General features: G+C 66.7%; 22 protein-coding genes, 1 tRNA gene and 3 pseudogenes. 11 read left to right on the top strand and 15 right to left on the bottom strand.

The window, feature by feature from the left end:
* Positions 1-52 precede the first annotated feature (52 nt).
* The gene (locus Aco03nite_RS49575; protein ID WP_203809681.1) at positions 53-613 is read left to right on the top strand and encodes a hypothetical protein; all 561 of its coding nucleotides are present in this window, start codon (positions 53-55) and stop codon (positions 611-613) included.
* 66 nt (positions 614-679) lie between these two features.
* On the opposite strand, the gene Aco03nite_RS49580 is transcribed toward Aco03nite_RS49575, so the two are convergent.
* Both Aco03nite_RS49580 and Aco03nite_RS49585 read right to left on the bottom strand, forming a co-directional pair.
* On the bottom strand, positions 680-1,957 hold the full coding sequence (locus tag Aco03nite_RS49580) for a rod shape-determining protein MreC (RefSeq protein ID WP_203809683.1): 1,278 nt from the start codon (positions 1,955-1,957) through the stop codon (positions 680-682).
* Complete coding sequence (locus tag Aco03nite_RS49585; protein ID WP_203809685.1) at positions 1,950-2,471, bottom strand: SigE family RNA polymerase sigma factor; 522 nt, start codon at positions 2,469-2,471, stop codon at positions 1,950-1,952. The genes Aco03nite_RS49580 and Aco03nite_RS49585 overlap by 8 nt, the downstream gene beginning before the upstream one ends.
* A gap of 667 nt (positions 2,472-3,138) precedes the next feature.
* Here Aco03nite_RS49585 and Aco03nite_RS54485 point away from each other — a divergent pair.
* Both Aco03nite_RS54485 and Aco03nite_RS49595 read left to right on the top strand, forming a co-directional pair.
* A complete protein-coding gene (locus tag Aco03nite_RS54485; protein ID WP_275416009.1) occupies positions 3,139-3,270 on the top strand; it encodes a hypothetical protein in 132 nt (43 codons plus the stop codon).
* A gap of 96 nt (positions 3,271-3,366) precedes the next feature.
* Entirely contained in the window at positions 3,367-4,836 is a 1,470-nt protein-coding gene (locus Aco03nite_RS49595) for a site-specific integrase (protein ID WP_203809689.1), read from the top strand.
* A 95-nt stretch (positions 4,837-4,931) separates the two neighbouring features.
* On the opposite strand, the gene Aco03nite_RS49600 is transcribed toward Aco03nite_RS49595, so the two are convergent.
* The 5 genes from Aco03nite_RS49600 to Aco03nite_RS49620 all read right to left on the bottom strand — a co-directional run bounded on the left by Aco03nite_RS49600 (position 4,932) and on the right by Aco03nite_RS49620 (position 7,156).
* Positions 4,932-5,003: transfer RNA gene (locus Aco03nite_RS49600), tRNA-Lys, on the bottom strand.
* Between the two features lie 103 nt (positions 5,004-5,106).
* Positions 5,107-5,418 (bottom strand): hypothetical protein, encoded by a 312-nt coding sequence (locus Aco03nite_RS49605; protein ID WP_203809691.1) that lies wholly within the window; start codon positions 5,416-5,418, stop codon positions 5,107-5,109.
* A 267-nt stretch (positions 5,419-5,685) separates the two neighbouring features.
* Positions 5,686-6,081, bottom strand: a complete 396-nt coding sequence (locus Aco03nite_RS49610) for a response regulator (protein WP_203809693.1) — start codon at positions 6,079-6,081, stop codon at positions 5,686-5,688.
* Between the two features lie 161 nt (positions 6,082-6,242).
* Complete coding sequence (locus tag Aco03nite_RS49615) at positions 6,243-6,617, bottom strand: STAS domain-containing protein (RefSeq protein WP_203809695.1); 375 nt, start codon at positions 6,615-6,617, stop codon at positions 6,243-6,245.
* Positions 6,618-6,727: 110 nt separating this feature from the next.
* Positions 6,728-7,156 carry an ATP-binding protein gene (locus Aco03nite_RS49620; RefSeq protein ID WP_203809697.1) on the bottom strand — a complete coding sequence of 143 codons (429 nt, stop codon included), beginning with the start codon at positions 7,154-7,156 and terminating at the stop codon, positions 6,728-6,730.
* A 264-nt stretch (positions 7,157-7,420) separates the two neighbouring features.
* On the opposite strand from Aco03nite_RS49620, the gene Aco03nite_RS49625 reads away from it, so the two are divergent.
* Entirely contained in the window at positions 7,421-8,230 is an 810-nt protein-coding gene (locus tag Aco03nite_RS49625; RefSeq protein ID WP_203809699.1) for an ATP-binding protein, read from the top strand.
* A gap of 205 nt (positions 8,231-8,435) precedes the next feature.
* Positions 8,436-8,906 carry a hypothetical protein gene (locus Aco03nite_RS49630; protein WP_203809701.1) on the top strand — a complete coding sequence of 157 codons (471 nt, stop codon included), beginning with the start codon at positions 8,436-8,438 and terminating at the stop codon, positions 8,904-8,906.
* 13 nt (positions 8,907-8,919) lie between these two features.
* Here Aco03nite_RS49630 and Aco03nite_RS49635 read toward each other — a convergent pair.
* Positions 8,920-9,613: pseudogene (locus tag Aco03nite_RS49635) on the bottom strand (IS6 family transposase).
* 153 nt (positions 9,614-9,766) lie between these two features.
* Complete coding sequence (locus Aco03nite_RS49640) at positions 9,767-10,270, bottom strand: hypothetical protein (RefSeq protein ID WP_203809703.1); 504 nt, start codon at positions 10,268-10,270, stop codon at positions 9,767-9,769.
* Positions 10,271-10,403: 133 nt separating this feature from the next.
* Between Aco03nite_RS49640 and Aco03nite_RS49645 the strand changes: the two are divergent.
* Positions 10,404-10,679 (top strand): annotated as a pseudogene (locus Aco03nite_RS49645) (transposase); the annotation flags it as partial.
* Positions 10,680-11,174: 495 nt separating this feature from the next.
* Here the strand turns inward: Aco03nite_RS49645 and Aco03nite_RS49650 are convergent.
* On the bottom strand, positions 11,175-11,756 hold the full coding sequence (locus tag Aco03nite_RS49650; protein WP_203809705.1) for a hypothetical protein: 582 nt from the start codon (positions 11,754-11,756) through the stop codon (positions 11,175-11,177).
* 96 nt (positions 11,757-11,852) lie between these two features.
* On the opposite strand from Aco03nite_RS49650, the gene Aco03nite_RS49655 reads away from it, so the two are divergent.
* On the top strand, positions 11,853-13,046 hold the full coding sequence (locus Aco03nite_RS49655; RefSeq protein ID WP_203809707.1) for an MFS transporter: 1,194 nt from the start codon (positions 11,853-11,855) through the stop codon (positions 13,044-13,046).
* 111 nt (positions 13,047-13,157) lie between these two features.
* Here the strand turns inward: Aco03nite_RS49655 and Aco03nite_RS49660 are convergent, their stop codons facing one another.
* Positions 13,158-13,562: a nuclear transport factor 2 family protein gene (locus Aco03nite_RS49660; RefSeq protein WP_203809710.1), complete on the bottom strand. Its 405-nt coding sequence runs from the start codon at positions 13,560-13,562 to the stop codon at positions 13,158-13,160.
* Positions 13,563-13,595: 33 nt separating this feature from the next.
* Positions 13,596-14,858, bottom strand: coding sequence for an IS701 family transposase (locus Aco03nite_RS49665; RefSeq protein WP_203809712.1), 1,263 nt, complete (start codon positions 14,856-14,858; stop codon positions 13,596-13,598).
* A 17-nt stretch (positions 14,859-14,875) separates the two neighbouring features.
* Here Aco03nite_RS49665 and Aco03nite_RS49670 point away from each other — a divergent pair, with 17 nt between their 5' ends.
* Entirely contained in the window at positions 14,876-15,595 is a 720-nt protein-coding gene (locus tag Aco03nite_RS49670; RefSeq protein WP_203809713.1) for an IS6 family transposase, read from the top strand.
* Here the strand turns inward: Aco03nite_RS49670 and Aco03nite_RS49675 are convergent.
* Positions 15,520-15,981 (bottom strand): hypothetical protein, encoded by a 462-nt coding sequence (locus Aco03nite_RS49675; RefSeq protein WP_203809715.1) that lies wholly within the window; start codon positions 15,979-15,981, stop codon positions 15,520-15,522. The genes Aco03nite_RS49670 and Aco03nite_RS49675 overlap by 76 nt on opposite strands.
* Positions 15,982-16,518: 537 nt before the next feature.
* Positions 16,519-16,944, bottom strand: a pseudogene (locus Aco03nite_RS54955) (alpha-L-rhamnosidase-related protein); the annotation flags it as partial.
* Here Aco03nite_RS54955 and Aco03nite_RS49685 point away from each other — a divergent pair.
* Positions 16,907-17,176: a hypothetical protein gene (locus tag Aco03nite_RS49685; protein ID WP_203809717.1), complete on the top strand. Its 270-nt coding sequence runs from the start codon at positions 16,907-16,909 to the stop codon at positions 17,174-17,176. The pseudogene Aco03nite_RS54955 and the gene Aco03nite_RS49685 overlap by 38 nt on opposite strands.
* 214 nt (positions 17,177-17,390) lie before the next feature.
* Positions 17,391-18,353, top strand: coding sequence for a hypothetical protein (locus tag Aco03nite_RS49690; protein WP_203809719.1), 963 nt, complete (start codon positions 17,391-17,393; stop codon positions 18,351-18,353).
* Here the strand turns inward: Aco03nite_RS49690 and Aco03nite_RS49695 are convergent.
* Positions 18,346-18,912 (bottom strand): helix-turn-helix domain-containing protein, encoded by a 567-nt coding sequence (locus Aco03nite_RS49695; RefSeq protein ID WP_203809721.1) that lies wholly within the window; start codon positions 18,910-18,912, stop codon positions 18,346-18,348. The genes Aco03nite_RS49690 and Aco03nite_RS49695 overlap by 8 nt on opposite strands.
* Between Aco03nite_RS49695 and Aco03nite_RS49700 the strand changes: the two genes are divergently transcribed.
* Positions 18,905-19,642 (top strand): carboxylesterase family protein, encoded by a 738-nt coding sequence (locus Aco03nite_RS49700; protein WP_203809723.1) that lies wholly within the window; start codon positions 18,905-18,907, stop codon positions 19,640-19,642. The two genes, Aco03nite_RS49695 and Aco03nite_RS49700, sit on opposite strands and share 8 nt — an antisense overlap.
* The last annotated feature ends 55 nt before the right edge of the window (positions 19,643-19,697 follow it).

The following is a 19,697-nucleotide window of genomic DNA, read 5'->3' on the forward strand; positions in this document are numbered from 1 at the left end:
TTACAGAGTGTCATACTCGTTGATGTGGCGGTCCGTCAGATCTACCGCTGCCGTGACCGTAGGACTGCTGCTTTTCGCCGTTCCGGCTCAAGCAGCTCCTGAGAGCGAAGCAGCTGGCGAGGTAACGGAAGCGGCGGTGAGCGCCGCCGAGATCGCGGCGAACAATGCCGCAGTATGGGAGTCGCTGCCGCCGAACGTGACCATGACGGTTCTCGGGGAGATGCCCGAGCTTGTGGGGCCGATCGACCACTACACGCAGGACGGCCCGACGACCACGACGGGAGTGACCGCTCTCGCTGCGGCGACGGTGCCGTACAACTTCACCTTCGATGGAGTTCACGACTGGCCCGGCCGTGACTTCAAGTCCACGAAAACGAAGATCTGCAAGGACATCGAAGTCACGTGGGATTCACCTGAGGCGTCCTGGCACAAATTCCAGGTCAAGCTTTCCAAGGGTGGCACGGTCACCGTCCCCACTGACGGCGTGGCACGTTCCTACTGCTGGTCGGGCGTTCCGACGAACACCATCATGTTCTTCAACTATAAGTCGACGAACAACGAAGACGGCGACATCGCATTTGCCTCCGGCAGCGGCAGGGTCCGGTACGCCTGACCCACAGTCCTGGTGAGGATGCGCGGAGGCGAGTCGCCTCCGCGCATCCTTGCGTCAGCAGCCGCGTCAGTCGGCGGATGGCGTCATGATGAACAAACTTGTCAGGTGAGCAAGGTCAGCTGTCGGCGTTAGTTCCACTGTGGTGGCGCCCGCCGCTTTGTCAACGGACGCTCGCCCGATCGTGACAGCGCCGACCTGATCGCTCTGCTGAGAAGGATCCGGCATCAGAACACGGTTGGTCTGGTACACCTCGCCGTCTGCCGAAATGTTCTCCATGACCAACTTTTCGCCGGTGCCACGTACTGAACCTGGAACGTCGCTGATGTTCGTGTACACCTGGCCCGCGAACCCGGTGCTGGTGACGAGTTCGACAGTAGCTTCGCTGCGGGTGGCATCGACTGCCTTGACACGTCCGACCAGTCCTTCGGCCTCGACGGCCAATTGCCCCGGCAGGACCTCCTGATCCGCCGGATACGACACGACAATCTGGTGGCTGGTTCTGCTGACCACCTCAGCGGATACGGCCCGTGCGTCACCGTCGACACCGTCTTCACCGGTCACCTCGAACACCTTCGCGGCACTGGCGAACGGCCTATCCGGCTTGACAAACCCCGTGATCGTCGTCGTCTGCGCGGTCGCAGCGATCGGGAATCGCTTTACCACCAGACGGCTGGTAGGACCGCCCGGATCTTGGGTCATCTCGTCATCAACCGCAGTGCTGGAGACTCGCAAGGCCGTTACACCCGGCATGGCGACGGCGATGGCGATCGTACTTGCGTTGGAGCCCTGCCCCACCTCGCCGACAGCGCCGGTCAGCCGAGGGCCGACCAAACTGATCACCTGAGTCTTCACTGGGTCCGGCGCCGGCCGGTCAACACGCATCCGCAAGGCATCCGCCGCGCCGGAGTCGCCAGTGAAGAACGCCAGTCGCGCGACGCCCAGCTTGTCGTATCCCTGAAGAACGACTACAGCCGAGCCCAGGCGTGGATGGTGTGTCGCGACAAAGGCGCGGACGGCGGTATGCGGGCCTGTCGAACCAGCCTGATCCCAGACCTCGCTGGCCTCGCTCACCAGGTCAGCGTTTACGTCTCCTACTGGTGACCAGCCCAGGAACGGGCCGTCCGGGGGCGCCGCGACCAAATGCGGTGTGGATCCAAGTCCGACTACCCGGAACATCGTCACCAATACCGCCAAGCACACCGCGGCCGCAGTGCCGGTGGCGAGACGCCGCCGGCTACGGAGCCGGTTCGCCTGGCGCATGATCCGGTCCTCATAGCCTTCGGCTGGTGTCACGGACTCGGCCAGGTCCACCAAGCCGTCACGCAGTTCGGTCGTGTCATGCATAGCGCACCTCCTGATCAGCGACAGTGCCGGCCTCCACCCACTGCTTCCGCAGGGTCTGCAGGCCTCTCGACGAAAGACTCTTGACCGTACCCACGGAACATCCAAGCGCAGACGCCGTGTCCTGCTCGGACAGATCCTCGTAGAAGCGCAACACGACGGCGGCACGCTGTCGCGCCGGCAGCGCGTTCAGTGCCCGGCGCAGCACGTCCCGTTGTTCCACTCCCATGTACTCGTCACGGGCTTGGCTCTCGACCAGACGACCCAGGGGCTTTTCCCACCAGGACCGACGCCGCGTCGAGGTCACAAAGGTGTTCACCAGAACCCGCTGGACGTAGTGATCGATACCTTCTGAGCGTTGCAGCCGGGACCACACCACAACTGTCTTGGCCAGCGTCGTCTGGACCAGGTCCTCGGCCTTCCCTCGATCGCCGCACAGCAGGAAGGCGGTCCGGAGCAGTGACCCGTACCGCGCCCGGACAAAGGCTGTTACCTCCTCATCCTCGCGCCCGTTCATCAGCTCCCCGCACCCTCGATCTCGATCCCATGACCACTACTTACGCTCTTACCCCCAGCAAACGTTGCCGTGGCCCGGAACTTTCTTGTCTGGCATCGTTCGCCGGTTTGGACTTGGCTCTGTCTCCCCATGTCGGTGCCAAGTTCGTCGAGCCGCCACGCTGCGGGTATGTGCGCCGCGAACTGGCCGGCGGCGGCTACGCCATGCACCGTGTCGAACTACGGCACCGGTTCACCGTTGCAGCCTGCCCCGCCCCTCTGGCCGACAACAGCAGAGGACAAGCGATCTACTGGCTGAGGATCTGCGCAGCCAGTAGATCGGCGTACTCGCCCCCCGGCGACCGTCCCGCCTGGTCCCGAGCCCAGCACGGTCACCAGAGTGGCCCGCACTAAAGCCAACCATGACCAATTCAGGTTTTAGGCAACACCGGCGCCGCATCCCACCGGTGGTCCCGAATCATCTTGATCCCTGCTTCCGATTCCGGAAGCGGAACCAGCGTCAACAGGAGCCGTCAACACTTATGAACCAGCCTCCTGGCTCCCCCGCAACCGCGCTCGTGAACGCAGCAGGGTGGACACCCACGCGTATCCGTGCTCTGGGGTCCGTCACCGACGTACCTACTGCCGCAGCGATCTTCGGTATCGGCCGGTCCGCTGCCTACGAGCTCGTGCGACTCGGCAGCTTCCCCGTGCCCATTCTCAGGCTCGGCTCCCGCTACCGGGTGCCCGTCGCGGCGATCCTCGCCGCCCTGCGCATGCCCGTCGATACCGGCGACGAAGAAATCCGCCGCACGACTTGATCAACAGCGGGTCATCGAGCGTGGATCAACACCACGAAATCCGTAGCCCTGCCCCGGCAGGGCCACGCCCGACCTACCCGTACCGGAGGAACCACCATGGCCGAAGGCTCCGTCTTCAAACACTGCGGCTGCAAAGACGACGACGGCAAACGGCTCGCCAACCGCTGCCCGAAGCTACGTCGCCCCGGCGGGGCCTGGCACCCCAGCCACGGCCGCTGGGCCTACCAGCTCGAACTGCCCAAAACCGCAGAGGGCAGGCGCCGCCCGATGCGCCGCTACCGGTTCGAAACCCGCGACGCCGCCGCCACCGAACGCGACAACGTCCTCGCGCTACTCGCCCTCTCCCGCGCCAACACCGACCTCGCCATCGAAATCGGGGACCTGCTCCAGCAACTCAAGCCCACCGATCCACTCCCCGACCGGGACATGATCGCCCGCCGAGTCAAAGCCGGGATCCCCGCCACCACAGCCGTACTGCTGGGCGACTACCTCCGCGAATGGCTCACCGGCCGCCGCATCGCCGCGGGAACACAACTGGCCTACGACAGCCACATCCGCAACCACCTCGACCCCCACCTCGGCCACATCCCCATCGAGAAACTCCGGGGCGGGCACATCCAGGCGATGTTCACCGCGATCGCAGACCGCAACATCGCAATCGAGACGGCCCGCGACAGCGAAGACCCCACCGTGCGCGCCAGCGTCAAAAGTGCACGCACGACCGGCCCCGCCAGCATGCAACGCATCCGCGCCACCCTACGCAAGGCGCTCAACGACGCCATCCGCGTGCACCGGCTCATCGAGTTCAACCCCGCCGCCCACGTCGAGCTGGCATCGGGCAAACGGCCCAAGGCCCGGGTGTGGACGGCGGCAGCCGTCAAACACTGGAAGACCACCGCCCAGCGGCCGAGCCCGGTCATGGTGTGGACCCCCGAACAAGCAGGCACATTCCTCGACTACACCGAAGACCACGACATCGTGCTGTACCCGCTGTACGCCCTCATGCTCCACCGCGGACTACGCCGCGGCGAAGCCATCGGCCTGCGCGACCTCGACCTCGACCTCGACCTCGACACCGGCACCGCCGTCATCAGCCAACAGATCACCACCGTCGGCTACCAGCCGGTCACCAAAAAGGTCAAATCCGAAGCCGGCGACCGCACGGTGGCTCTCGACCAGACCACCACCGCGATCACCCGCAGCCACCTCGCGCGCCGCGCCCGCTGGCGACTCGTCAGCGGCCCCGCCTGGCCCCAGACGGGCCTGGTCTACGTACAGCCCGACGGCACGCCGTGGCACCCCGACACCATCACCAAACGCTTCGACGACCTCGTCGAGAAGTCCGGTCTCCCACCGATCCGGCTGCACGACCTGCGTCACTGCGCCGCGACGTTCCTCAAAGCCTCCGGCTCAGACCTGCAGGACATCAAGGAGATGCTCGGCCACTCCACGATCACCATCACCTCGGACACCTACACCTCGGTCATCCAGGAACTGGAAACCGAACGCGCCAAAGCCGAGGCCGCCGCAGCCCTGGTTCCGAGGATCACGCGCCGGGCTAGCTGAGTAGGTACTAGGTAGCTCCGAACTCATTCGAACCGGAGCTACCTAGATTCACAATTCTCTATGATGCGGACAGGGTTTCCGCAGCTCAGAGGCGGTGGGCCGCCGGGGATTCGAACCCCGAACCTAAGGATTAAAAGTCCTCAGCTCTGCCATTGAGCTAGCAGCCCGCATGGATAGAGTACCGGTGGATGGGCCTTGGGGCCTACCGGGATACCCTCATCGGGGTGTTTATGCAGTTCAAGGCGCTTATGGCGCGTCAGTTTGAGGGAGTCACGGTCTCCATACCGCAACGGCACCTACCGGGCGGTCGGCGCGCTCCTGCGCGGCGGCGCCGACCCCGTCGAGACGATGCCGATCCGGGACCTGCCCGGCGACCTGCGCCGTCAGGAACGGCTGGCCGAGCACGTCGCGGCCATCGAGCAGGCGTTCGGTGCTACGCCGCTGGTCGAGGAGACCGTTGTGTGGCGTGCAGGACCTGGCCGCGTACATCGACTCAAACGCGGTCGGCACGGCGCGGACCGAGCGCAGCCGCCTGTCGGCCAGCGCGGATTCGCTGGTCGCCGCCCATTTCGATGATGACATGCGCCTGCGCCTGCACGTGCCCGTTCGGCGCTGGCGCGCTGGTGTGCGCGGGGAATCGTCCTGGGCGGTGAAGAACCGCCGCACGCCACCGAATTGGTAGCGCCCACGTAGAACCGGCAGCCGTAAGGTCGGACACCCGGCAAGAGCGCACGGCGCACCCCTGAGGCGGCGCACCGCACGAGGCGTGGGAGCCCGAATCCCGTCGAGGCGGCGTAAGGGTCGGTGAAGGCCTGGGGCAGAATCCGCAGCGGCTGGTCGAACTGCTGGTCAGCAGGGGTGGGCTGGGGTGTGGCGGTGTCGGCCGGCGGCCAGTAGCTCGTGGACTCCTGCTATCAGGGCCGAGTTGGTGAGTGGTTTCAGCCAGGCCCGGCAGGCCAGGGCGGTGGCAGGCCGGGGGTCGCCGGGAAGCAGGGATCCGCTGAACACGGCGACCGGGATCGCGGCCGTCTGCGGGGTGGCGCGGATCGCGGTGCATAGTTGCAGCCCGTCCATGCGGGGCATGTCCAGGTCGGTCAGGATCAGGTCAGGCAGGGCTGCGGCGGCGGTCGTGAGGGCGTCGAGGCCGTCGGCGGCGGTCAGGACCGCGAGTCCGGCCCGGGTCAGAATCCGGCGCAGGATGTCGCTGATGTCGGTGTCGTCGTCGGCGATCAGAACGGTGGACACGGCCCGGGCACGACCTTTCGCAAAGGGTGACATCTGTCGGTTCGACCATGCGCCTTTTTTCGCCGCCATGGTGACCGGAATGCGAAAGAAGCGGACGATCCATTCCGCGAGTCCCGCAAATGCACTGATTGCGTTGATTCGTGCGTTGAATTCGACCGGGTTTAGGAACCGGGAGCAGGATGCTGTTGCGGGCTGGGGATGCCGGGGTGCAGGAGATCCTGTAGTTCCATGATCTGCAGGACGCGCCGGATCATGGGGGTGGTGTTGTCCAGCCAGAAGACTGCCCCGGCGGCGTTCGCGGCGAGGTAGCCGTCGATCAGGGCGCCGATGGCTTCAGAGTCGAGGAAGGTGACACCGGCGAGATCGACGACGAGCCGGCCCGGCTGGTCGCGGCGGATGGCGGCGAGCAGGGCGTCGCGTAGTTCGTCGCGGGCCGCGAGGTCGAACTCCCCGGTGAGCAGGATCAGACTCTCCCGGATCCCGTCGGCGCCCAGCTGGGGGGCCTGTCGGCTGATGGTGAAGTACTCCTGATCCACGAATATTTGTCTACCAGCAAGTAACTGCGGATCCGGGGAGATCCGTCTAACGATTCGTACACGTGTCGGTACCACGACACCCGGCTGCGATAGCGCGGGGCGGGTCTCCATCAGGTGAGGGGGAAGGTGGCCCAGATGTGTTTGGTGGTGTCGGTGGCGTACCAGCCGACGGTGAGAGCGAGCGCCTGGGCTAGATGCAGGCCGCGGCCGCCGGCGTTGACCGGTCGGGTGTCGGCGAGTTCAGGAACGGTGGCGAGGTCGTGGTCGGCGACGTCGAGGACGAACTGGTCCCGAGTGCGCAGCAGCCGGATGACGGTAGGTGGCCTGCCGTGTCTGATGGCGTTGGTGGCCAGTTCGGTGGCGACCAAAATCATGCGGTCTGGGATGTCGGCCAGACTTTCCCGCGGCGCCGTGGCGTGCTCGTTGAGCGCCTCGATCAAGCCCGCACGCAAGATGCGCAGCTGATCGGCCGAGTCCAGCACCCACGCCGCCACCTCAGTGGCATCCGGCGGGGGCGGCGACGTGCGAAGCGAACTCATATGACCAGTGTCGCCCGCAGAGGCCCAGCTTCACGCCGCACTCGTCCCACCAAGATCATTCCCGGGCTCCGGCGGTCCCCGACCGGACCCCGCATAACTCCGGCGACAGGCGATGCTTGGCAGCGTTGCGCTGGTGGGCAAGCATAGCGGCACTCGAGCACCGCAGCGGCGGCCGGATCGGCGCTGACCGGCACCGGACCGGTGCCTCGTGCAGGCAAAAGCAACGGTGCCGGTGCGGTAGTAGAAGATGCCGTCATCCGCCGGGTGATCAGCGCGAACGCTGCGGCGACCTATCGCCGGGCCCGGCGGCTCACCATCGTCCACCGGCGGCGGGAACGGGCCTCGACCGGCGGGTGCGATGACGGCATCCGGCTCCCCTCAAATTTCGCACGAGCGGAGACACCACTCGTCGTTGAAAGAACCGTAACCGACTTAGGGTCTGTCAACGATGCTCCGGGCCGGGTTCACCCGAAAGCCCTTGCGACGGCAGGCCAAACCATCGCGACGACGTTTACCCAATGGGCCGACACCGATGCGGTGCTGGGCTACGGTGCACGGATGGTCACTGCGCAAGCCAGCCGACCACCGGCCGACGCCGTGCCACTGCACACCTGGGTCCTGGGCGACCAGGCGCAGGTGCACGGGCTCGGGGCGGCAGTGCTGTCAGCGGTGACAGAACAGGTCGCAGCCACAGCGGTGTTCACCTTCGGTGCGGTGGTGGACAAGGTGGTACTGGTCGCCACGGAACTGGCCGCCAACGCCGTCCGGCGGGGATCCCCACCGACCGTCGTACAGCTGTCACGATGCATGCCGGATCTGATCCTGGACATCGGCGACCACGACACCCAGATGCTCCCGGAATTCGCCGACACTCGCCCTCCCGGTGCGAGCGGGCTCGGCCTGCGGCTCGCACAGCGCTACGCCCTGACGGTCGGCTGGTACGTCACCGACACCACCCGACATATCTGGGCCCGATTCCCCCTCGACGACCGCGCGACCATAGGCCAATCCATAGATCCCCGGCGAACTGACCCGGCCGTGGTTTCCCCCCCAGCAGCAACCCCGGACGGTTGATCCGAGTCAGCCACAACAGACGCCGGCGACGGCGCATACTGCGAGGGCAACCCGGGCGCCGGGACCAACGGCAACGGCCACCACAGAACGTTCCTTCCCGGCTGTACTCGTCCACTGCCCCCCTACCGCCAGCGGTACTGCACACGGATCACTGCGGGCCCAGGGACCTGAGCAACAGACGACCATCACCTGGGAGAATCGTGCGATGACCATGTTGGACGAGATGAGCCCAGCAAGCGCAGACCTGATCTTTGCCGCCTTGGCCTACGCGCTGGAAAATGCCGGACTCTCGGACGCGGGCTTCACGCCCTTCGCGTTCTCGGACAGCCCGAAAGGTCGCGGTTTGACGAGGTTCCTGGCTGGCGAGGGGACAGACCTCCAGGAATGTCTTGCCGCCGGGCGTACGGCGCTGCGCGTGGTCGAGCACGACGTCACCTGTGTGGCGCTGGCATGGGACGGCTACTACACCCACGAAGGCCGGCGCAGTGAAGCGGTCTTCGTCGAGGGCTACCAGATCGGCCACGACCGGGGCGTCATGCTGGCCCAGCGATACACCAGGCAGGGCGGCACCCTATCGATGGAAGGCAGCCCTGTTCTGATCGACGAGCCCGTACCGCTGGTGCAGAGCCGGCGGGGCGCTGTTGCGTTTGTCGACCAGGAGACGCGTTCGTCCTAGCCTGGCTGCGGAGTCAGATCGCTGTGGCGAGTTCGGTGAACGCAGCGACGAGCCGGAGCCGGGGTGGGGTTCCGGTGGCGATCTCGTAGTGTCCGCGGCGTGGGTTCTGGATGATGGCGTGTCCGGCGATCATGGTCTGAGCGGTCCGGTCGGTCTGTAATCCGTGCATCGGCCGGAGACGGTGTTTGAGTCGGCGGTGATCGGCTTCGATCGGGTTGTTCGCATACTGCTCGACGTGATGCCACGCCGCGGGAAGCAGGTCGGCGAGCACGGCCGGGTAGACGGCTGCGGCGTCGGTCACCACCTCGACCGGTATCGTCTTCAACGCCTTCAGGGTGTAGGTGAAGAACCTGCGGGCCGCGACCGCGTCGCGGCGGGCCGACACCGGCACGTCGATGACCTGCCCATGCTGGTCGATGGCCCGGTACACGTACCGCCACACCCCGGTGACCTTCACCAATGGTCCATCCACGAACTAGCTGTCACCCGGAGCACGGCGGGCGAACCGCGCCGCGTCGGCCAGCAGCGGGGGTGCACCGCCGCACCCACCGGTGCATGGTCACGTGATCGGCTTCGATATCGCGTTCGGCGAGCAACTCCTCGACGTCGCGGTACGACAGGTTGTAGCGCAGATATCAGCGCACGGCCACCACTATCACCTCCGTCGGGAACCGGAAGCCGGCGAACGCCGACGACGAAGGAGACAACAGGCGTGAACGGGCTGCAGGCTTCACCACCCAACTATGCCTGAACGCGCGGCCGAACCCGCACCACAGCACCCGATCGCTCAATGCACCAGCACCTCACCGAGGGCCGGGTAGCTGTACCGGCGGCCCTCGGTGATCTTGTTTTGGTCTTGATCAGGAGGCGGCGATCGCGGTGGCGGGGGTGGCCAGGACGACGATGCCGACCGGGTCGCCGTCGCGGAGCAGCAGCGCCCGCTTAGTCGGTGACGGGCCATCGGCCCATTCGGCGGCCCAGCCGGCGAGAGCCTTCTGGCTGTCGGCGGGCACGGTGATCCGGCCGTCCTCGCCGGTGACGGTGATGTTGCCCTTCGGGCCGTCGAGCCAGGCGCAGACGGCGGCGCCGGCCGACTCGATGTACCACGAGGTGACGCCGCAGGGGAGCGAGAGGCGGCCGAACCAGCCGGACCGCGCGCCGGTGGCCGCCGGGACGGTCACGGCGGGGTCGTCGTCGATCAGGTACACCTCGACCTCGGACGCCCCGTCGGGCACGATGGCCGGCGACTTCGGCCAGCCCACCCACAGGGTCAGTGCGGCGATCAGCACGAGCACGGCGGTACCTACCCAGCGGGCGATCGAGGTGATGCGGGGTCTCGTCGGATGGCCGGGCTGCGCAGTCATCGTGGTAACTCTTTCGCGTAGTCGATGGTCGTGCTTACTGGTAATGACGCTACGGCTGCCGGCCATCGAGGACATCACACCCTAGTGCCCTCGCCGCGTGGTACCGGGGTACTACGCGCACTAGTAATGGCTGGTCGGCTGGGCCGCCGAAACCCTCTCCACCACCGTCGAGATCGTCCGCAAACCCGCCGACCAACGTGGGTTCGTCGTACATCCGAAGCGGTGGGTGGTCGAACGCAGCCTGGCCTGGCTGACCGCCCACCGCCGTCTGGCCCGCGACTACGAACGTGACCCCGCAGTGTCCGAGGCCCTGATCCGCTGGGCCGCGATCAACACCATGGTCCGCCGTCTCGACCGCGGCCGACCCGCCACCCGCCAGAGCCGCCGAATGTTCAGCACGCCCGGATAACAGCATTCTCAAACACTCACTAAGCCCTGTGGGTCGAACTTGATCAATCCGAGCGATAAGACTGCCAGTAGCACCGTTGCCAGCAGCCACCAAAGCGCTGCATGTGGCCTCCTTGGAGTCGGTTCTTGCCTTCTTGTATTCTCGGTTGTAGCCCAGGGAGTCGTCACATTATCAGGTTAAGAAGTCTGTCAAATTGATCAATAAAAACACCCTTTAATGTAAGAGAAGTGACCTTTTACGGTCGGGACTGCAACTTTCCTCACGATTCGTACGGCTTATTTCGCGACAAGTTCGGCTATGGCGCCGGTACGGTTGCCGCGAAGCGCTGCGATGCACTGTCATCGGCAAATCCGTTGCCCCGAGGGTGTCCTCGACGGCGGCGTACTCGTCAACCAGGCCGGGTTCGTGCAGGCCTGGTCGACAGCGCGAAGACCGCGAACAGAAATGAGAAAAGAACGAGAACAGCAACCCGTACGATCCCAAGATCGCGCGCCGTCAACCCTCCTGCAGCCGCTGCTTGGCTCCTATGTCGTCACCAGCACGACGCGGCGCTGGCAGCGGCCGCTCGATCTGCCGGGCTGAAATTTCCCCCGGCACGACCAGATTGGCCCGCGCTGCCCGCTGAAAGCGGTCCAAGGCAGCTGTGTAGATCGACAGCGCCTCCTGCCAGTCCGCCACGGAGCAGTCGTCAACGACGCCGCGCCCGAACCACTCTAGCTTCCAGACCGCCACGTTCAGCGCACTGGCAGCACCGATACCGGACTCGTCGGCGAGCATGACGACCCGTTCATAGGCCGCCGTACGCGCGCTCTCAAACTCGTCCAGCACCTTGCGTCCGGCCTCCGGCTCCACCTCGGCCGCTAAGGTGTCCCAGCCGCGGGCCCGGACGAGTTGGCCGCACGTCCGGGCCATCCGGGTCACCGCGGCCAGATACTCGACGAACGCCTCGTATTTGCGGATGTCCCAGCGGATCACCATCTCGCGCCGGTTGCGGGCACGTTCAAGACGGGAGGTGAACACGTAGGAGATGGAGCCGCCCAATAGGACACCGGCCAGCGTTAATAACTGAGCCCACATCGGCGCCTCCAGTGAGTGACCGCGTCTGTACAGTTTGTGTGCTGGCTTGCCGGCAAGGCAAGTGCCGGGCCACGCCCGTGCGACTAACGTGTGCACATGGAGCGTGGGTTGCTGCGCCCTCCGGTGCTGGCCTGCTTCGTTCTGCTCGGCATCGAGATGGGCATCTGGGGAAGCCGGATCCCGGAGGTTCGGCTACAGACCGGGCTCAGCTACGGCACCCTCGGCATCGCCCTGTTCGCCCTACCGCTGGCCACGGTGCTCAGCCTGGCCTTCGTCAGCAACGCCGTGATCCGCCACGGCAGCTGTGCCGTTCTGCGTGTCGCTGTACTGGCCGCACCGGTCTCCCTGATTCCGGTCGGCTTCGCCCGCGGCCTGGCCATGCTGGCCTTGGTGCTGCTGCTGTTCGGCTCGGCGCTGTGCCTGCTCAACATCGCGATGAACGCCTGTGCTGTGGACGTCGAGAAGACCCATCAGCGGCCGCTCATGTCGTCTTTCCATGCGGCTTTCAGCATCGGCGCGATCGCAGGCGCCGGGGTCGGCGGCGTCTTCGCGAAACTTCAGTGGACCCCGGCCACCTCGTTCACTGTGACCGGCATAGCTCTCTTCGTCGCCGGCTTGGCGCTCGCCCGTGCGTTGGGCGTCGACGAGGCCACCGATCCGGGCGCCGACGACCCCGCCGCACCGGCCACCGACCCGAACCCGGCCGGCATCCGCCGCCGTGACCTGCATCGAGCCGTTCTTCTGCTCGGCACGCTGGCCATGTTCAGCGCGGCCGCCGAGGGCGCGATGACCGACTGGTCCGTGGTGTACCTGCACGACGCGCTGAACGCCGCGACCGGCCCCGCGTCGTGGGGGTTGACCTGCTTCTCTGCGGCGGTCGCAGCGGGCCGGCTGGCCGGCAACCGACTGAGCGCCCGATGGGGCACCGTCCGGCTGATCCAGATCGGCGCGGCGGTGGCGGGTTCCGGGCTCGCCGCCGGGGTGCTGTCGGACACGGTGCCCGGCATGTACCTCGGGCTGGTCTTAATGGGTCTGGGGGTCTCCTGTGTGGTGCCCCAGATCGTGAGCGCTGCCGGCCACGCGCCAGTGGGCCACCCCAGCCGCAACATCGCAGTGGTGACCGGGCTCAGCACCGTCGGCAGTCTGGCCGGGCCGGTGGTGATCGGCGCGGTTGCGGCCGCCGGCGGGCTCACCGTCGCGGTCACCGTGCCGGCCGCGCTGATGCTGGCGGTCGCTGCCGGAGGGGCACTGATCGGAGACCGTTCCGTGCAGCGGCCTAACAAGCTGTGATCCGTTAGCGGCGAAGCCCTTTGTGCGCACCACAAGATCAGCGAACGTGGATGCTGCGAAGCGCCTTTCGTAGAAATTCGCTTCCTAGTACTCCAGCAGGAGATCCGTTCGTCAGTCGTCGCTGCGGGTAGCCTGGGACCATACGCAGCGCCACCGATTGGACTGTTCGTCTTGTCGGTAGCAATCGAGGTGCCACGCGATAAGTGATACGTATGGCCCGCCGCCGATAGCTATCTCGATCGCGGATCGATACCTCACCACTGCGACGCCGTCACTAGCCATTACCTGAAGAGGTGTCACCGCTTCGAACCGGCGGTAATCAATCGAACCGTCGGCGATGCCGCCGAGGTAGAACGCCCTGTCCCACTCCCCGCCGCCCGGATTAACCAGGATGAAGTCATCGGCGTGCAGATCGTCCAGAAGCGCGCTGTCCGCTGCCACCAGCGCGGCGAGTCGCCGCCGTTCCTGCTGGTCTAATTCACCTGGATCGGTGGCGCCCACCGCGATGTCAGCCATTCGGCCACCGTAGTGCTTCAGCAAGAGATCCGTTTAGGGCTCGGTGAGGGCTTGCCGGGCGTAGTGGCTTGCGCTGGCCTGGTCTTGGTGCCGCCGCCGATAGATGGACCAGGCGATGACGTCGGCGTCGCGGCGGACCGGGTCGATGACCAGGGCGTAAAATAGTCGGCGTAGTTCGTTGACGGTGATCGCGATCAGCCCGTCTGGGCTTTCGGTGCTGACCGTGGTCGCGGCGGCGAGGAACGCGTGCGCGGCGATGACCAGGGTCGTCCAGCGGTGCCAGGCCCGCCACCGGCGGTGCTGATGCTGGTCCAGGCCAAGGCCAGTTTTGGTGGCCTGAAACGATTCCTCGATACTCCACCGGCGGCCGGCCACGGTTACCAGATGGTGCAGCGCAACAGGTTCAGGGCTCCAGCAGCGGTAGAACGCCAGCTCACCGGTGGCCCGGTTGCGGCGGATCAGCATCCAGTGATGCCCGCCGTGAGTGTCTTCGGCCAGGGGCAGGGCGATGAATGCCCAGTCGTAGTAACGGAAACCTTTCGCCCCGGTGCCGGCCGACAGCCGTTGCCAGGCCGTACGAGGCAGACCGGCGGCGATCTGGTCGGCCCGCGCAACGCCGAGCCCAGTCGGAACCCGATGTGAGCAGGCGACCGCGAGGACATAACCGAGCCGGTGCCCGCGCAGTGCGGCCGCCAGTTGCGGGTCCCCGCCGTAAGCCTCGTCGCCGGCGACCCACCGGCACGGCAGTCCGCCGGCCACCGCGGTAGCGATCAGCCGACGAGCTAACTGCGGCTTGGTGGCGAAGGCGACGGTGTCGGGCACTCCTGCTTCAGCACGTCGTGCCGGGTCTTCGGTCCAGGATTTCGGCAGGTAGAGCGCAACGTCGAGCAGGGTGTGCCCGAGCGGGGTCGCATACGACAGATGCACGGCGAGCTGGCAGTTCTCGATCTTCCCGGCGGTGCCGGAGTACTGCCGTTGCACCCCGACGGTGTGGAGGCCCTTCTTCAGGTCCCCGGTCTCGTCGACCACCAGGATCCCGTCCGGGTGTCCGAGCCTGGCCGTGACGAAATCGCGCACGTCAGCACGCACCGCAGCGTCGTTCCAGCTGGCCCGGCCGATGAGGTCCTGCATGCCGCCCGGGCCGTCGTCGCCGGCGTGTTCCGCGATGGTCCAGCAGTTCTTGACCGGCAGCGGTGCGAGCAGCCCGGCCACGAAGTCACGGACCCGGCCCCGGGGCTCGGGCCGGCTCTGTTGCGTTGAGCGATCGGGTGTCCGCGGTGGGGCCTCACCAGGCATTCAGGCACAGTTGATTGATGAGGTCGTCAGCCCGGTCGTGTTCGTGGTCTGCGCCTTCGTCGGCGTTCTCCGGATTCCGTTTTCCGCCGGAGGTGATCGTGGTGGCGGTGCGTTGGTACCTGCGCTACAACCTCTCCTACCGCGACGTCGAGGAACTGCTTGCCGAACGCGGCATCGAGGCGGACCACGTCACCGTCTACCGGTGGGTGCAGCGGTTCACGCCGCTGCTGGCCGACGCGGCCCGGTTCGCCCGCCGAGCTCCGGGTGACCGCTGGTTCGTCGACGAAACGTACGTGAAGGTCGCCGGGGTGTGGCGGTATGTGTATCGGGCCATCGACCAGTACGGCCAGGTCATCGACGTGCTGGTATCAACCCGGCGGGACGCGGCGGCGGCTCGCCGGTTCTTCACCCGATCCCTGAAGGCGTTGAAGACGGTGCCGGTCGAGGTGGTGACCGATGCCGCGGCGGTCTACCCGGTGGTGCTCGCCGACCTGCTTCCCGCGGCGTGGCATCACGTCGAGCAGTATGCGAACAACCCGGTCGAGGCCGATCACAGCCGGCTCAAGCAGCGGCTCCGGTCGATGCGCGGCTTACGGACCGACCGCAGCGCCCAGACTGTCATCGCAGGACACGCCTTCGTCCAGAATCTCCGCCGCGGACACTACGAGATCGCCGCCGAGACACCAACCCGGCTTCGGCTGGCCGCCATGTTCACCGAACTCGCCACGGCGATCTGACCACGCCACCTGGCCGGGCCGAACACGTCTCTCGATCGAACAACGCAACAGCGCCCTTGAGCGACCGCGGCCCGCAGGTTGTCGTATCGGATCTTGCCGGTGGGGACCCCGCCGAGCGTGGTGAACGCGTGGACGTGGCCCTCCAGGAAGGCTTCGGTGCCGCCGGAAGCGAAGATCCGATGCACCGATTTGCCGGAGAACGAGAGCCGGAACGCGAACAGCATGCAGGTCACCGGCTCGCCGCGCAGGTTGATCACGACCTCACCGAAGTCGACCTCGGCCTCGACACCGGGCCGGTGGGTCTGTGGGAAGAACACGTCGTCCGGGCCGTGCCCGGCCTCGGCGCGGATCTTCGGCTTGCGGTCGGCGACGTAGCGGCGCACCACTGATTAGGACACCTCGCGCATCCCGTGTTCGTCGATCAGCCGGTCGTAGATCCGCTTGATGGTGTGCCGCTGCTTGCGGGGCGCGTCCTGGTCCGTCCGCAGGATGTCGTCGATGATCGGCTTGAAGGCGTCCAGCTTCGAGGGCCGTGGCGGCATCGGCTTGCGCGGCGCCGGCCAGGCCGAACTCAATGCCGAACGGACCGTGCGACGGCTGACCTCATACTTGCGGGTAAGCGCACGCACCGACATGCCGGCCCGCGAGTCGCGGCGGATCGCCGCGAACACCTCGACCTTCGACATCGGCGGCATCGGCGGGCTCCCGTCCAGACCAGCCGATGCTCCCACCGCCCTCGGTGGGTCCGGAACTCGCGAACATCGAATCCACCCGATCGAGGAAGCGCCCCAGTGGGGCCCGAACCGGCGAACAAACCGTAGGTCGCTGGCTACCGGGTCGATCAGGCAGCCGTCCGCGGCCCGCTGTTTCGGCTCACACCATTCGCCCCAGTGGAAGGTGCCGTCCCAGAGGAACTCGTGGTGCGGTGCCCGTTCGGCCCGGGACGGGTGGTGGTGGTCGCGGGCCCTTCTCAGGGCCCATTCCACCCAGCGGACCATGGCGTCGAAGTTCTCGGCCAGGACCCGGTCGTCGCCGTACATCTCGTACAGCGTCCACGGCACCAGCACGATGGCGTCACCCCAGCCCGCCGAGCCGGTGATGATGTCGGCTTCCGGGTTCTCGATCGTCTTCAGGCGGGCGTGATCGGGGGAGGCGTTGACGATACGGCCGTCGGGGAGTTGGTCGTCGCGTACCGATCGCAGCCACTTGCGGCTGAAACCGCCGACGTCGAACAGGCGGGCGGCGGTGGGGGCGAACACCTGGTAGTCGCCGGTCCAGCCTAGCCGTTCCCGGGTCGGGCAGTCGGTGGGGATGTCGACGGCGTTGCTCCGGAAACTCCAGACCGCGATCTCGGCGAGCCGTTTGACGTCCTCGCTGCCGCAGGTGAACGTGGCGGTGGGGGTTCAGGTCGGTGTGGACCACCCGCATGACGACGCCGGCCGGGTCGAGAGGGACATCGCCACGCTCGATGCGGGCGTACCGAAAGCCGTGCACGGTGTGCCGCGGCTCGAACACCTCGCCGGGGGTTCCGGACGAGACCACCTGATCGCGCTGTACGAACGGGATCGGCGCCGCGCATGAGCGGATCGGTACGGGCACCGGCCTGCCGGGCGCTTGCGAGTCGACGGCACCACCGAGCCCGCCGGTCGGCACCTCACCCCGCTCACTTCAGGTCAGTACACCAGACTAATTGACATCGATATATTTCGATTGTTAGCGTCTCGCTGATGGTAGGCGCTACGGCATGTGGAAGCTGGCAGCGCGGAGCGGCTAGCACTCAGGAGCGCTGATTCCCATGACGTTCGTCCCCCGCCGGCTGGTCATCGCGGCCGCGACCGTGGCTGTCATCGCGGGCAGCGCTGTTGCTCTCCCGAACGTCGCCGCCGCTTCCACGACACCGAGCACGGCGGCCGCGGCCACTCTGCCGAAGCCCGCGATCGCCGGCCCCGGTAGCGCCCCGCTGGGAGGCGTCGTCCCGGGCCGTACCGGATCAGCCGTCACGGCGTCGGCACGGGCACAGTCGCTGCACCGGGAGAGCACCCTCGCCCGGATCGGCGCGCAGAGCAGCGGGAACGCCACCAAGGAGGCGGTGGAGCACCCCGCTGCCGGTGTCTACTTCAGCGGGCTCACCTCGTCTACCGGGATCCGCGCCAACCACAGCGTCTTCTACGGCGCAGGCGACCGCACCGTCCCGACCGACGTGCTCTACGCCCCGACCGTCATGCCGCCCAGCAACGCCTGCATCGAGATCACGACCGCATACACCTCGCGCAACCCGGTGGTCTGGGCCTGGGACTGGTGCGCCTCGGGCGGCTCGGGCGTAGCGAAGGAGGTCACCATCAACGCCGGCTTCGTCGCCACCTACACCACCCCGGTGAACGGATCACCCGCGTACAGCGTGGAGATCTCGAAGACGAACGCGAGCAACAACACCTGGACGGCGTACCTCTACAACTTCGCCACAGGCACCTGGGACACCTTCTGGACGCGCGCCGGCACCAGCCAGATCGGCGCGGACGGCTGGGACGTGTTCGAGCCGTACGTCACCCGCAACCCTGCCACCGGCGTCGGCTACTACTGCACGTCCATGGCGGGACAACGGTTCGAGGCCAGCAAGATCCAGGTCAAGGTCAACGGTGCCTGGGCCGACGCCTCGTCGAGCAACCGCGCGGTCCGCTACAGCTTGGACCTGACGTGCGGATCGCACCTGGCCTGGTCGCAGCCCAACCTGGCGAACTGGAGCGCCACCCTCAGCTGACACGCCGCACGGTTTTGAACGACGTACCTCCAGCGCGCAAGGTAGCTTGCAGCGACCTTCCGTTCTGGTAGAGGTCGTTGGCTGTGGTGGCGAGCTTGTTCAGGTCGACGGCAGGCCAACTGTCCAGGCTCGGCAGCTGTGGCGCGCGGCCAGGGCAACGCAGACCAATGTCGGCGTCCGCCAGGAGGTTGCGGATGAAGCGGCTGGACCAGCCGAGCGCACCGGCGATCTTCCGGATCGAGTTCCCATAGCGATAGAGCGCGGCAGCCTGAAGGGTGAGACGACGTCGTTCCGGGCCGCTGACCGACCGCTGTCGTGCCCGGCGTTGGGCCCCGGTCATGGCATCGGCGGGCACCGGTCCTCCGGCCGGGCGCTCATCGCCGTCGGCGCTGTCCAGACAGATCAGGACCGCAGGCTCGGGTGGGGCCTGGATCATCAGGTCGTAGGCGGTCAGGATCGTGTCGTCGCAGACGACGGTGATACCGGCGCGCAGGAGGGCCTCGACTGGTCCGACAGTGAATCCGTTCTCGTCGTTCTGAGCCGACCTACCGGTGGACACACTCGTCGAGGCCGCCAGCGACCTCAACACCGAGGTGCAGACCGCAGCCGATCCCGCAATCTGGGGCGAACTGGCCCTACGGCCGACACCGTTCGCTCCGGTCGTCGACGGCGAGTTCCTCACCGCAAGCCCTCTCGAGGCGCTGCGTAACGGTGCAGGCACCGGCATCCCGCTGCTGATCGGTTCTACCCGCGACGAAGCCCGGCTGTTCCTGGTCGCCTCGGGTGCGATCGACGCCATCGATGAAGCGACCCTGGCGGGTGCGGCGGGAGCCTACGGACTCACCTCCCAGGATGTCGCGATCTACACCGCGAACCGGCCGGCGGCCACGCCCGGCGACGTCCTCGCCGCCGTCACCACCGACTGGCACTTCAGCATCCCGGCAATCAGAGCAGCCGAAGCCCGCCCAGCGTCGGACACCTGGCTGTACCGTTTCGACCACCCTCAGCCGAACACGAACGGTGGCCTGGGCGCCTGCCACGGCGCCGACGTCCCGTTCGTGTTCCACACCATCGACAACCCGCAGACCCGGCTCCGGATCGGTGAAACGCCCTCCCGAGATGTCGCCGACTTGACCCACATGACGTGGGTCTCCTTCATCGCCGGCGACGCACCGGCCTGGGCGCCCTACACCGTCGGTGAACGGACGGTCGCCATGATCAGCGATCACATGGTTGCCGCCGACGACCCCGCATCCGATGAGCGGCACCTCTGGACTACCAAGATCTGAGACACCACCGGTTAGTTCCCCGTTGATCCGCCGACTGGTGACTGGAGCTTCTAGG

Origin of the sequence: Actinoplanes couchii, assembly GCF_016862075.1 — a bacterium.
Lineage (GTDB): Bacteria > Actinomycetota > Actinomycetes > Mycobacteriales > Micromonosporaceae > Actinoplanes > Actinoplanes couchii.